12 protein-coding genes and 1 tRNA gene are annotated in these 12865 nt (G+C 67.5%); 11 read left to right on the top strand and 2 right to left on the bottom strand.

From position 1 onward, the window contains the following. Positions 1-2: 2 nt before the first annotated feature. From E3O42_RS08415 to E3O42_RS08390, 6 genes are all read left to right on the top strand, one after another. Positions 3-75: transfer RNA gene (locus E3O42_RS08415), tRNA-Trp, on the top strand. A gap of 42 nt (positions 76-117) precedes the next feature. Then, entirely contained in the window at positions 118-390 is a 273-nt protein-coding gene (gene secE / locus E3O42_RS08410; protein WP_066592261.1) for a preprotein translocase subunit SecE, read from the top strand. A 105-nt stretch (positions 391-495) separates the two neighbouring features. After that, positions 496-1464, top strand: a complete 969-nt coding sequence (gene nusG, locus E3O42_RS08405; protein WP_134453509.1) for a transcription termination/antitermination protein NusG — start codon at positions 496-498, stop codon at positions 1462-1464. Between the two features lie 108 nt (positions 1465-1572). After that, entirely contained in the window at positions 1573-2004 is a 432-nt protein-coding gene (gene rplK, locus E3O42_RS08400) for a 50S ribosomal protein L11 (protein ID WP_066592266.1), read from the top strand. A 137-nt stretch (positions 2005-2141) separates the two neighbouring features. Then, positions 2142-2831: a 50S ribosomal protein L1 gene (gene rplA, locus E3O42_RS08395; RefSeq protein ID WP_134453508.1), complete on the top strand. Its 690-nt coding sequence runs from the start codon at positions 2142-2144 to the stop codon at positions 2829-2831. A gap of 234 nt (positions 2832-3065) precedes the next feature. After that, positions 3066-3710, top strand: a complete 645-nt coding sequence (locus tag E3O42_RS08390) for a GntR family transcriptional regulator (protein ID WP_166787930.1) — start codon at positions 3066-3068, stop codon at positions 3708-3710. Between the two features lie 11 nt (positions 3711-3721). On the opposite strand, the gene E3O42_RS08385 is transcribed toward E3O42_RS08390, so the two are convergent. Continuing rightward, positions 3722-5389, bottom strand: coding sequence for an ABC transporter permease subunit (locus E3O42_RS08385; protein ID WP_134453506.1), 1668 nt, complete (start codon positions 5387-5389; stop codon positions 3722-3724). Between the two features lie 223 nt (positions 5390-5612). On the opposite strand from E3O42_RS08385, the gene E3O42_RS08380 reads away from it, so the two are divergent. From E3O42_RS08380 to E3O42_RS08365, 4 genes are all read left to right on the top strand, one after another. Next, the gene (locus E3O42_RS08380; protein WP_134453505.1) at positions 5613-7313 is read left to right on the top strand and encodes a circularly permuted type 2 ATP-grasp protein; all 1701 of its coding nucleotides are present in this window, start codon (positions 5613-5615) and stop codon (positions 7311-7313) included. Next, positions 7307-8236, top strand: a complete 930-nt coding sequence (locus E3O42_RS08375; protein WP_134453504.1) for an alpha-E domain-containing protein — start codon at positions 7307-7309, stop codon at positions 8234-8236. The genes E3O42_RS08380 and E3O42_RS08375 overlap by 7 nt, the downstream gene beginning before the upstream one ends. Continuing rightward, positions 8233-9075 carry a transglutaminase family protein gene (locus E3O42_RS08370; RefSeq protein ID WP_134453503.1) on the top strand — a complete coding sequence of 281 codons (843 nt, stop codon included), beginning with the start codon at positions 8233-8235 and terminating at the stop codon, positions 9073-9075. The genes E3O42_RS08375 and E3O42_RS08370 overlap by 4 nt, the downstream gene beginning before the upstream one ends. 99 nt (positions 9076-9174) lie before the next feature. Beyond that, the gene (locus E3O42_RS08365) at positions 9175-9636 is read left to right on the top strand and encodes a MarR family winged helix-turn-helix transcriptional regulator (RefSeq protein WP_134453502.1); all 462 of its coding nucleotides are present in this window, start codon (positions 9175-9177) and stop codon (positions 9634-9636) included. 141 nt (positions 9637-9777) lie between these two features. Here E3O42_RS08365 and E3O42_RS08360 read toward each other — a convergent pair whose 3' ends face one another. Then, complete coding sequence (locus tag E3O42_RS08360) at positions 9778-11304, bottom strand: helix-turn-helix transcriptional regulator (protein ID WP_134453501.1); 1527 nt, start codon at positions 11302-11304, stop codon at positions 9778-9780. 144 nt (positions 11305-11448) lie between these two features. Between E3O42_RS08360 and aceA the strand changes: the two genes are divergently transcribed. Continuing rightward, entirely contained in the window at positions 11449-12819 is a 1371-nt protein-coding gene (aceA, locus tag E3O42_RS08355) for an isocitrate lyase (RefSeq protein ID WP_134453500.1), read from the top strand. Positions 12820-12865: the final 46 nt, after the last annotated feature.

Raw genomic sequence — 12865 nt, 5'->3', positions numbered from 1 at the left:
ATAGGGTGGTGGCTCAATTGGTAGAGCAGCGGTCTCCAAAACCGCAGGTTGCAGGTTCGAGTCCTGTCCGCCCTGCAAGTCGGTGGTCTTTCTGCCGGCCCACGAAAGGTGTAACAGGTGGCCCGAAAAGTTATCGACGAACCCAGCGAGGAAATCGTCGCCAACGCCAGAGTGGCCCGCGAAACCAAGCGCGGACCGTTCGCTCGGGTGTCCCTGTTTATCAAGCAGGTCCTGGCCGAACTTCGCAAGGTCGTCACCCCGACCCGCAAGGAACTGCTCAGCTACACCGGAGTGGTTCTGATTTTCGTCGTGATCATGATGGCGCTGGTATCGGCACTGGACTGGGTGTTCGCGCTCGTCGTCACGTACGTATTCGGCACTCCCAGTTGACCCGTGCCGCGAGAGCGGCACCCAGACTGATCATGAACGTGGATCGGTGAGCGAGCATCCTGGTGCGGCCTCACGCCCACGCAATAGAAGAAGGATTGATATTTAGTGACTGAGACCAATCGCGACGACGTCGACTGGGCCACCGCCGCAGAGCAGTCCTCCAACGACGATGAGGCGCAGGAGGGCAACACCCTCGCCGCTGACGAAACGTCCGTCGAAGCCGCCGAGCAGGTCGCCCTGCACGTCGAAGACGAGAACGCCGACATCGAAGACGATCTCGACGCCGCCCTGGACGCTCTCGCCGAGTCGACCGACCCCGAAGCCGACGCCATTGTCGAAGACGCCCTCGACATCGACTCCGCCGACGAGGCCGAGGCTGCCGTCGAAGCCGTTGACGACGAAGAAGAGGTCGACGGCGAAGCCGAGGACGCCGAAGCATCCGCAGAAGAGGCCGAAGACGAAGACCCCTACGAGACCTTCCGCAAGGAGCTGCGCTTCCAGCCCGGCAAGTGGTTCGTCATCCACTCCTACGCCGGTTTCGAACGCCGCGTGAAGTCGAACATCGAGAACCGCAAGCAGTCGATGGCCATGGAAGATTACATCTACCAGGTCGAGGTTCCGATGGAAGACGTCGTCGAGATCAAGAACGGCCAGCGCAAGATGGTCACCCGTGTTCGCATCCCCGGCTACGTGCTGGTGCGCATGGACCTCAACGAAGACAGCTGGTCGGTCGTTCGTCACACCCCCGGCGTCACCGGCTTCGTGGGCAACGCGCACAACCCCACCCCGCTGCGATTCGAAGAGGCATTCGGCATGCTCAAGGGCCTCGTCGAGATCAAGGATGTTCCGGCCACCAAGTCCGGCGCCCCCGGCAAGGCCGCCCAGCGCGTTCTGCCCGCCGAGATCGACTACGAAATCGGCGAGACCATCACGATCAAGGAAGGCTCGTTCGCGGGCCTGCCCGGTTCGATCAGCGAGATCAAGCCCGAGAGCGGCAAGCTCATCGTGCTCGTGTCGCTGTTCGAGCGTGAGACCCCGGTCGAGCTCAGCTTCGACCAGGTCACCAAGCTTTAGGCTCTGCCCGGCTTCCAGTCAGCAGCGCCCTGAACCACCGGGGCCCATCCGGGCCACCGGGAGAGCGACCTTCGCGGCCGCTCGAACATCAATAACGAAGGAAGAACAATGGCACCGAAGAAGAAGGTTACTGGTCTGATCAAGCTTCAGATCAAGGCCGGCGCCGCCAACCCCGCACCGCCCATCGGGCCGGCGCTGGGACAGCACGGCGTGAACATCATGGAATTCTGCAAGGCATACAACGCCCAGACCGAATCCCAGCGCGGCAATGTCATCCCGGTTGAGATCACCGTTTACGACGACCGTTCGTTCACGTTCATCCTGAAGACCCCGCCCGCAGCGGAGCTCATCAAGAAGGCCGCCGGAGTTGCCAAGGGCAGCGGAACGCCGCACACCGTCAAGGTTGCCAAGCTCACCAAGGCGCAGGTTCGTGAAATCGCCGAGGCCAAGATGGTTGACCTCAACGCCAACGACCTCGACGCCGCGTCGAAGATCATCGCCGGAACCGCTCGCTCCATGGGCATCACGGTCGAGGGCTAAAACCCTTTCGTTCGATTCGTCGAACACCCGCCGACGCGCACCGGTCGAATAGACCCTGCCGACAGGCACCAAGTGGAAGAGCCAGCCAGGCTCACGAAAACCACGCTCTCAGCACATGCATCTACAGGAGATTCAAAATGGCACCCAAGTCAAAGGCCTACCGCGCTGCGGTCGAGAAGATCGAAGCCGATAAGTTCTACACCCCCACCGAAGCCGTCACCCTCGCTCGCGAGACCGGTTCCGTCAAGTTCAACTCCACCGTCGAGGTGGCGCTCAAGCTCGGCGTCGACCCGCGCAAGGCAGACCAGATGGTCCGCGGCACCGTGATTCTTCCTCACGGCACCGGCAAGACCGCCCGCGTCATCGTCTTCGCAACGGGCCCCGCGGCTGACGCAGCGATCGCTGCCGGCGCCGACGAGGTCGGTGGCGACGAGCTCATCGAGAAGGTGGCCGCCGGCTACACCTCGTTCGACTCCGCCGTCTCGACCCCCGAGCTCATGGGCAAGGTCGGTCGTCTCGGTAAGGTCCTGGGCCCGCGCGGCCTCATGCCCAACCCGAAGACCGGAACCGTGACGCCGGACGTGGCCAAGGCCGTGAACGACATCAAGGGTGGAAAGATCGCCTTCCGCGTCGACAAGCACTCCAACGTGCACTTCGTCGTGGGCAAGGCCTCGTTCTCGGCCGACCAGCTCAACGAGAACATCGGTGCAGCACTCGAGGAGATCGTTCGCCTCAAGCCCAGCTCCTCCAAGGGTCGCTACATCATGAAGGGCGCCGTGTCGACCACGTTCGGCCCCGGCATCCCCCTCGATGTGAACAGCATCTAAGGATTTCACGGACGCGCTTCGTCAGGAGCGCACGGTGAATTAAGGCGCGTAAAAGGGCCCGTCCAAGGACGGGCCCTTTTTCGCGCCCTGCTCACGATGGTGCAAACGGGGACCGGCCACCCCCAATACGCGGCGTTCAGGCGTGATTTGCGGCGTATCCGCCCGCCGGGCGCCTCCAGTGTGTAAAGCTCAACATGCGGGTGGGGTGTGCCCCTGTCAGCGGACGGGGGACCGGTGGCGTCTACAGGTGGTGAAACGGTCTACCTGACCCTGCGCGCCCGGATCCTGTCAGGTGAGTTGAGCGCCAACACCACGCTGAGGGAACAGGCTCTTGCTGCGGAACTCGGAGTGAGCCGGACGCCGGTGCGGGAAGCCTTGCGCCGCCTGGACGAGGCCGGACTCGTGACCTTCGTGCCCAATCGCGGTGCCACCGTCGTGGCCTGGACCGTCGAGGAACTCCGCGAGACCTATATTGTGCGCGCCGGACTCGAGAGCCGGGCAGCAGGTCTGGCCGCCAGCCGCATCACGGTGGATGAACTCGACAGGCTCGCCGTGCTGATCGACGCCATGGAACCCGTGCTGACAGCGGATGACGACGCAGGCATCGCCGCATTGGGAAGCCTCAACGCCGAATTCCACCACATCGTGGTTGCGGCCTCCCGCAGCCCCCAGCTGATGACCCTCACGTCGTCCGTCTCCCGGGTGCCGCTGATGGCGGATGCCTTCCGTCGGCGCGGCACCGAGTACCGGGCGAGGAGCAACCACCAGCACCGCGACATCCTCACCGCGCTCCGCACCGGAGACTCGATGTGGGCCGAGGTGGCCATGCGGGCGCACATCCTCGGAGCCCGCAACGCCATCTCGGGCGCTAAGGGCTGATTCGTCGGTGGTCAGAGGCCGATCGGCTGAGGCCCCGACGGGCCGTCGGCGAGCAGCCGCCGGCTGTGCGGGTGACGGGGGTCGTGCAGCAGCTCGCGGACCGAAGCGTACTCGACAATGGTGCCGTCGCTCATAACCGCGACACGGTCGCACCCGGTGATGATCTCGGCCCTGGGCGACGCCACGATGAGGGTGAAGCCGCGCTCCCGCTGAAGTGCGTGCAAAGAGTCGAGGAAGCTCTCCTCGTCGGCAACGTCGAGGCCCCCGGTCGGATTGTCGGCGACGAGGAGCTGCGGCTCGCGAACCAGGGCGCCCGCGAGCAGGACACGTTGACTGGTCACGGCCGAGACCTGATGCGGATACGCCCCGAGCACGGCCTCGGTGTCGTCGATGCCGACGGCGGTCAGCAGCGACGCGACGGCGAAGTGGGTTCGTGAGCGGGAGCCTTCAGGCCGTCCGGTCAGGATTCCGGTGAGCTGGTGCCCGATGCGGATGTCGGGGTCCAGTCTGTCCGCTGCCGGTGCGGCGAGGAACCCGATGTGGTGCCCGCGCAGGTGCCGGAACTCCCCCTCGGCCAGGCCGACGAGCTCTGTCCCGTCGAACAGGATCGACCCGGAGAGCACAGGACGGCCGAGCGGGAGCAGGCCCGCGATGGCATGGCACAGCATGGAGGTGGCGTCATCGCCGCCGCCGACGACCGCCAGGGCCTGACCCCGGGCCGCCGTGAGGCTGATGCCGCGCAGGAACTCTCGAGGCAGCTGAGCCGAGCCGGCATGGAGGTGCAGATCACGGATATCGAGGAGATCGGTCGAACGAAACCTGGTGGACGGCACGGACGGTCCGGCCTGACGACGGTCCGCCATGAGGACGGCGGCGAGCCCACCGTGAACGGCCCTCGCCTGCGGCCGGTTCCGGGCCGCGGGGCCGAGGGCCCCCGAAGCGACAGTAATGGCGGTCATGGTCACTCCGACGACACACAGTAAGGAGGCCCCGAGCACGAACGGGAGGCTCTCCGCGGCCAGCGACGGCAGCATAGTGGCGAGGGACGGCGTCGTGAACACGGCCTGAACGGTCAGGGCGCCGGCGTAGAGCACCACGAACTCGACGAGCAGGACGGCCAGAATGGCGGGCAACGTGCGGCGGAGCACCCGGCGGATGACCAGCGCCGTGGTGGGAAGGCCCCGGCTCCGGGCGGTCTGGACGTGTCCTTCGATCGCGGCGATCCGAGTCGCAGCGCGCACATGCACCGTGATGGCCGTTGCGCCACCCAAGAGGACCACGGTGGCGGGAAGGAGCAGGGTGCTCAGTGCGCCCGCACCGGCATGGGCGGTCGGCCCGTCATCCAGCACGGGCATGAGTTCGGCCTGGACGGCGAACCAGAACACAAGGATGAGCGCCAGCCAGGCCAGACAGACAGCGCAGCCGGCGGCAACCAGCGACCGCAGTCTCGGGTCGATCCAGCCGTTCCGCCGAGCGGCCAGCAGGCCCCCGCCGATGCCCAGCACGCCGGACAGGATCGGTGCGGCCACGGTGCCGGCGGTCGCGAGGGGGAGCCGGGCCGAGAGTGTGTGCAGCAGCGCACTGTCGGAGCCACCGAGCCAGGTCGCCAGGAGCACGCCGCCGACGGTCAGGGAGAGGATCAACAACCCTAGCCAGCGGGGCCCTGCAACTGTGCGCATGAGTGCTCGGATCTGCTTGGTGCGGCCGGATCGTGGCCTGACGGGTGTCAGAATCGGACTTGAGCTAACTGTATGCAAAAAAGACGCCTGCCCGCACCTTTGGTGCCAGAGTTTGCCCCGATTGGGTCGCGAGTTCGCTTCATATTGTATGCATCATGCGGAGGGTGCGGCGGCGATATGGTCAGGAAACAAACCGGCAACACCGGATGGCTAGCATCCAGACATGGTTGACCTCTTCAGTGGTTATGGCGCCACCTCCGCCCCGCCCCGCGAGCGAGGCCGGACCTCGGCCTGGGACGAAATGTTTCCTGACCCGTCGTCGCTCTCCCCCTCAGAGGCGCGCGCCGCCTACAAGGACGTGTACGCCGCCCTCGCCCGGATGACGCAGGAAGAACTGCGGGGCCGTACGGATGCGCTCGCCAGTTCGTACCTGGCGCAGGGCGTGACGTTCGACTTCGCCGGCGAGGAACGACCGTTCCCCCTCGACGCTGTTCCCCGGGTGATCGAGCAGCCGGAGTGGGTGAACGTCGAGGCCGGCATCAAGCAGCGGGTCCTCGCACTGGAAGCCTTTCTCGCCGACATCTACGGCCCCCAGGCCGCGGTTCGGGACGGCGTCATCCCGGCCGGCCTGATCACCTCGTCCACACACTTCCACCGTCAGTCCGCGGGCATCGTCTCGGCGAACAACGTACGCATCCAGGTGTCAGGCATCGACCTCATCCGCGACGAGATGGGCGCCTGGCGGGTGCTCGAAGACAACGTGCGGGTGCCCAGCGGGGTCAGTTACGTCATCTCCAACCGGCGTGTGATGGCCCAGACCCTGCCCGAGCTGTTCGTGTCAATGCGGGTGCGACCGGTGGGCGACTACCCCAACAAACTACTGCAGGCCCTGCGCGCCTCGGCCCCGGCCGGCGTCGACGACCCGAACATCGTGGTGCTCACCCCCGGCGTCTTCAATTCGGCCTACTTCGAGCACACCCTGCTCGCCCGCCTGATGGGCGTCGAGCTCGTCGAGGGCCGCGACCTCTTCTGCTCCGGCGGCCGCGTGTGGATGCGCACCACGGCCGGTCCTACCCGGGTCGATGTGATCTACCGCCGGGTCGACGACGAGTTCCTGGACCCGCTGCAGTTCCGCGCCGACTCGCAACTGGGTTCGCCTGGCATCCTGATGGCCGCGCGGCTGGGCAATGTGACCATCGCCAACGCCGTGGGCAACGGGGTCGCCGACGACAAGCTCGTCTACACCTACCTGCCCGAGCTGATCAAGTACTACCTCGGCGAAGACGCGATCATACCCAACGTCGACACCTGGCGGCTCGAAGACCCGCTCGCGCTCGAAGAGGTGCTGGACAGGCTCGACGAGCTCGTCGTCAAGCCCGTCGACGGCTCCGGCGGTAAAGGCCTTGTGGTGGGCCCGGCAGCGTCGAAGGCCGAACTCGAGACCCTGCGTCGGCAGCTGCTCCTGGATCCGCGCGGCTGGATCGCCCAGCCTGTGGTGCAGCTGTCCACCATCCCGACCCTCGTCGACGACGGCATTCGGCCCCGGCACGCCGACCTCCGCCCATTCGCGGTGAACGACGGGTCGGATGTCTGGGTGCTGCCCGGCGGGCTCACCCGGGTGGCCCTGCCGGAGGGCGAGCTGGTGGTCAACTCCAGCCAGGGCGGCGGGTCGAAGGACACCTGGGTGATCGGGCTCGAGCCCGACTTCCACACCAACGGGTCGGCCCGCAACATCCAGGGCCTGGTCAACGACCAGGCCGCTAACACCCAGTCGATCGCCATCATCCCGACCCGGGTCGTCGACCATTCCCCGCAGGACACCCCGCCGGGTGGCGACCAGGACCAGGACCAGCAACAACAACAGCAGCGCACCACCACCACCAACATCGCGACTGCCAACGCGGAGGGGACCCTCGAATGCTGAGCCGCATCGCCGAGAGCCTGTTCTGGATCGGCCGCTACATCGAACGCAGTGACGGCACCGCGCGCATCCTGGATGTGCACCTGCAGCTGCTTCTGGAAGATCCGTGGATCGAGGAGAACCTGGCCTGCCGGTCGCTGCTGCACCTGATGGGCAGCCCGGTGCCGCCGGACCGTGAACTCACCCGCAAGGACGTGCTCGCGACCCTGGCGGCCGACCGCACGCATCCGGCCTCGATCGCCTACTCGCTCGGCGCCGCCAGGGAGAACGCCCGCCGGGCCAGGGAGATCGTCTCCACCGAGCTGTGGGAGTGCCTGAACACCACGTACACGAGGATGCCGAGGAACATCGCCAGTGCCAAAACCCACGACTTCTTCGGCTGGGTGCGCGAACGTGCCGCCCTGGCCGTCGGCATCGTCGAGTCCAGCGCCAGCCGGGACGATGCCTGGCACTTCTTCACCCTGGGCTGCAGCCTCGAACAGGCCGATATGACCGCGCGGCTGCTCGCCACCCGGTCGCTGACCGAGAACAGCGGACCGTCCTGGACCACGATCCTGCGTTCCTGCGGGGCGTACGAGTCGTACCTGCGCACCTACCGGGGGGTGCCGTCCGCGCGGAATGCCGCCGAGTTCCTGCTGCTGGACCGGCTGTTCCCCCGGTCGATCGTGTTCTCGATCTCCCGGGCCGAGCAGTGCCTGCAGGAACTGGAACCGCGCACCGACCGGCTGGGCGTCTCCGAGTCGTCGCAGCGGGTGCTCGGCCAGATCCGCAGCCAGCTGGAGTACCGGCCGATCATGGAAATCCTGGGCGACCTGCCTAAACACATGGACATGGTGCAGGACGCCACCAGCACCGCGTCGGAGTCGATCGGGCACCGGTACTTCCCGACCAGCGCGGTGCCGACCTGGACTGGAGAGGCCTCGTGAAGCGCCTGCGAATCCGGCACACCACCGGCTACCGATACCAGGGCGAGGTGGCCACCTCGTACAACGAAGCACGGATGCTGCCCGTCACGTCACCCGACCAGTTCGTGTTGTATTCCAACCTGGACATCAGCCCCGTCTCGAGCAACCACGACTACGTGGACTACTGGGGCACCAGGGTGTCGTCGTTCGAGGTGCTCACCCCGCACGCCGAGCTCACCCTCACCGCCAACAGCCTCGTGGAGGTGTCGCCGCGAGAGCACCAGCTGCATCCGATGCAGTGGGAAGACCTGGCGGCGTTGGTGGCCCGCTCGACCTCTTCGGTCGAACAGTCCTGGCAGACCTCACTCACCGAGCCGCCGGCGGACGTGGTCGCCAGCGCCGCCGAGATCGCCGGCCGGCTGGACCCCTGTGACGCGGCGCTGGCGATCTGCCGGTTCGTGGGCGAGAATATGGCCTACGTGCAGGGTGTCACCGGGGTCAAGACCAATGCCCGCGAGGCCTGGGCCGACAAGCGCGGCGTCTGTCAGGACATCACCCACGTGGCACTCGGCGCGCTACGGTCGGTGGGCATCCCGGCCCGCTACGTGTCCGGCTACCTGCACCCCAAGCCTCAGGCCGGGATCGGCGAGACCGTCACCGGGGAATCACACGCCTGGGTGGAGTGGTTCTGCGGCGAGTGGCGGGGCTTCGACCCCACCAACCTGATCGACATCGGCGACCGGCACGTGGGCGTGGGCCGCGGCCGTGACTACAACGACATCGCCCCCCTGCGCGGCGTGTACGCGGGGTCGAGCGGATCGCAGCTGTTCGTGAAGGTGGAGATCACCCGGGAGTCGTAGCCGCGCGCTCGGCCCGGGCGACCGCGCTGCGTAGACTGGTAGTTGCAAGCGCGTTGTACTTGCGTCTTAGTCGAAAGTCGGGTCGAGGGAGCAGCACGGATGAGCATCGAAGACGACGCTGTCGAGGTTCGGGCGCAGGGCTGGCGCACCCTGGCCGCCCTGCACGGCCGCATTGAGACAGTGCTGGAGCGGACCCTGCAGGCCGGCTTCGACCTGTCGGTGGTGGAGTTCACTGTGCTCGACGCCCTCAGCCGCCAGCACGGCTGGCACATGCGGATGCAGCAACTCGCCCGCGCCGCCGCCCTGTCGAGCAGCGCGACGACCCGCCTGGTGAACCGGCTGGAAGACCGGGCGCTGCTCACTCGCATCCTCTGCGCCGACGACCGCCGCGGCGTCTACACGGAGCTCACCGAGGCCGGCAAGGCGCTGCTGGCCCGCGCCCGCCCGGTCTACGACGAGGCGCTGGCCGGCGCCCTGGCCGCCGCCGAGGAAGAATCCGAACTCGGCCCGCTGGTCGCCGCACTGCACCGCCTGCCCGACCTGGCCCGCGCCGGGGTCTAGCCTTCGCCCGCGCTGCCATCGAGCAGCCCGAGCCCGAGTCCGCCCGCATCCGCGCTTGCCCGCCCGAATCCGCGCCCGCGAGTCGCCGCAGAAGTGCCCTTCGGGTGCTCTGAAGGGGCACATTGCGGCAAGTCGGTGCGGTCAGGCGGGGGCGTGCGCCTCGAGGAACTTGTAGACCTCGGTGGGATCGACGCCGGGGAACGTGCCCGTCGGCAGGGCGGCGAGCAGGCTTGTGGGGGTGCGGGCGACGGGCCAGGCCTGGCCCGCCCAGCGGCCGGAGAGGTCGTCGGGCGCGCGGCGGCAGCAGGATTCGTCCGGGCAGTGTGACACGGCCCGGTTGGTGGTCTCCCGACCGCGGAACCAGTTGACGTGGGCGAACGGCACGCCGACGCTCACGGAGTAGTCGCCCTCCTTGGCCTTCTCGATGCGGGAGGTGCACCAGAACGTACCGGCCGGGGTGTCGGTGTACTGGTACCAGGGGCTGAAACGGTCCGGCACGTCGAAGACCGTGCGCGCCGTCCAGCTGCGGCACACCGTGCTGCCCTCCACGGCGCCGAGCGCGTCGCTGGGGAACTGCACGTCGTCGTTTTCGTAGGCTTTGATGATGGTTCCGGATTCGTGCACCTTCATGAAGTGCACCGGAATGCCCAGTCTGGCCGTGGCGAGGTTGGTGAACCGGTGCGCGGCGGTTTCGTACGACACCGAGAAGGCATCCCGCAGGTCTTCAAGCGAGATCCTGCGGGCGGCCTTGGCGTCGTTCAGCAGTCGCAGGGTGTCGGTCTGCGGCAGCAGGATGGCCGCGGTGAGGTAATTGGTCTCCACACGCTGTCGCAGAAAATCGGCGTAACTTTCCGGTTCGGAGTGCCCGCAGAGGTGGCTGGCGAAGGCCTGCAGGATGGGGGAGCGGCTGTCGCGGGACGTGGACTGCTCGGTGGGCAGGTAAATTCGGCCGTTGCGCTTGTCGGTGACCGACCGGGTGGAGTGCGGCAGGTCGCCCACGTAATGCAGGGAGAAGCCGAGATGCGCCGCCATGTCGGCGACCACCTGGTGTGAGACCGGGCCACCGGAATGCCCGACGGCGGTGAGCAGCTCGAGCGCCTGCGCCTCGAGGTCGGGGAAGTAATTGTCCCGTTCGCGCATCTCGGCGCGCAGCTGCGCGTTGGCCCGCCGGGCCTCCTCCGGGGTGGCCGCCCGTTCCCGGTGCAGCCGTTCGATCTCATTGTGCAGGGTGAGGATGGTCTGCAGGGTGTCGTCGGGCTGGCCGGGTCCGACCCGGAACCGCGGCAGCCCCAGCGCCGTGAAGACAGGCCCGCGCTGGGCGCGTTCGACGGCGATCTCCAGCGCCGCACGCGGGGTGGGCGCATCCGTGCGGAGCAACTCGTCGACCGTGGTGTCCAGGGCCGCCGCGATCAGCCGCAGCATCGACAGGCGCGGTTCGCGTTTGCCGTTCTCGATCATGGAGATCTGCGAGGGTGCCCGGTCCACGGCCGCGGCGAGGGTGTCGAGGGTGAGGCCGAGCCGGTGCCGGCGGTCCCGGATGCGCCGGCCCAGCGTGAGCGCGTCGAGGCCCGCTGCGCCCGGATCGGCACCGCCCGGCACGGGGGGCCCGGCGGCGGCCGGCCGCGTGATCGGCGCTGCGGACGACTGGATGGGATCGACGTTGACCATCTGCTCATGCTCACATGCGGCGATTGTTCACACAACCGGAAGAACAGGATTTCTTCTTCGGATCGAGCTCGGAGTGCGGTCGATGGCGCGCAGCAGAGTGAGTGCACGCACCTGTTCGCAATGACGCTGACCGAGGAGAACACCATGACGAATCCCACCGCAGCCGGCACCCCCGCATCCGGCCGCCCCGCCGCCCGCCCCGGCGACCAGACCCAGACGGCCGCGGAGCTCGCCCTGGAATGGGCGGCTGACCCCCGCTGGGAGGGCGTGCGCCGCGACTACACCGCCGAGGACGTGATCGCCCTGCGCGGCGCCGTTCGTGAGGAGCGCACCCTGGCACGCCGCGGAGCCGAGAAGCTCTGGGAGCTCATCCACGAGAACGGCACCCCGGAGAATCCCGAGTGGGTCGCCGCACTCGGCGCCCTCACAGGCAACCAGGCTGTGCAGCAGGTGCGCGCCGGGCTCAAGGCCATTTACCTGTCGGGCTGGCAGGTCGCCGCCGACGCGAACCTGTCCGGCCAGACCTACCCCGACCAGTCGCTCTACCCGGCGAACTCGGTGCCGGCCGTGGTGCGACGCATCAACAACGCGCTGCTGCGGGCCGGCCAGATCGAGGGCGCCGAGGCGGCCGGAGCCGACACCTGCAGTGATGGCGCCGGCATCGATTGGATGGCGCCCATCGTCGCCGACGCCGAGGCCGGGTTCGGCGGACCGCTGAACGCTTACGAGCTGATGGCCTCGATGATCGAGGCCGGCGCGGCGGGCGTGCACTGGGAGGACCAGCTGGCCAGCGAGAAGAAGTGCGGCCACATGGGCGGCAAGGTGCTCGTGCCCACCGGCCAACATATCCGCACCCTCAACGCCGCCCGGCTGGCGGCGGATGTCGCCGGCGTGCCCACCGTCATCATCGCCCGCACCGACTCGCTCGCGGCCAGCCTGATCACGAGCGACATCGACGAGCGCGACCAGGAATTCCTCACCGGCGGCCGGACCGCCGAGGGGTTCTACGACACCGCCAACGGACCTGACGTGGTGATCATGCGTGGCCTGGCCTACGCGCCGTACGCCGACCTGCTGTGGGTGGAGAGCTCGGAGCCCGACCTCGAGCTCGCCCAGCGCTTCGCCAGGGAGATCCACGCTCAGTTCCCCGGCAAGAAGCTCGCCTACAACTGCTCCCCGTCGTTCAACTGGAAGTCCCACCTCAACGACGAGCAGATCGCCGCGTTCCAACGGGAACTCGCGGCCTGCGGCTACGCCTTCCAGTTCATCACGCTGGCCGGTTTCCACGCCCTCAACCACTCCATGTTCACCCTGGCCAAGGACTACTCCGAGCGTCAGATGAGCGCATATGTCGACCTGCAGGAGGCCGAGTTCGCCTCTGAGGCCGACGGATATACCGCCACCCGCCACCAGCGGGAGGTGGGCACCGGCTACTTCGACCGGATCGCCACCGCGCTCAACCCGACCAGCGCCACCCTCGCCCTGGCCGGATCCACCGAGGCCGAGCAGTTCTAGCCGGCCTCGCCCCAGGCATCAGCCCGACATCCGTATCGCTTCGAAG

Source organism: Cryobacterium adonitolivorans, assembly GCF_004402695.1.
Taxonomy (GTDB): domain Bacteria; phylum Actinomycetota; class Actinomycetes; order Actinomycetales; family Microbacteriaceae; genus Cryobacterium; species Cryobacterium adonitolivorans.
Note: the sequence above shows the minus strand (reverse complement) of the source record. Positions and strands in the feature narration are given on the sequence as shown.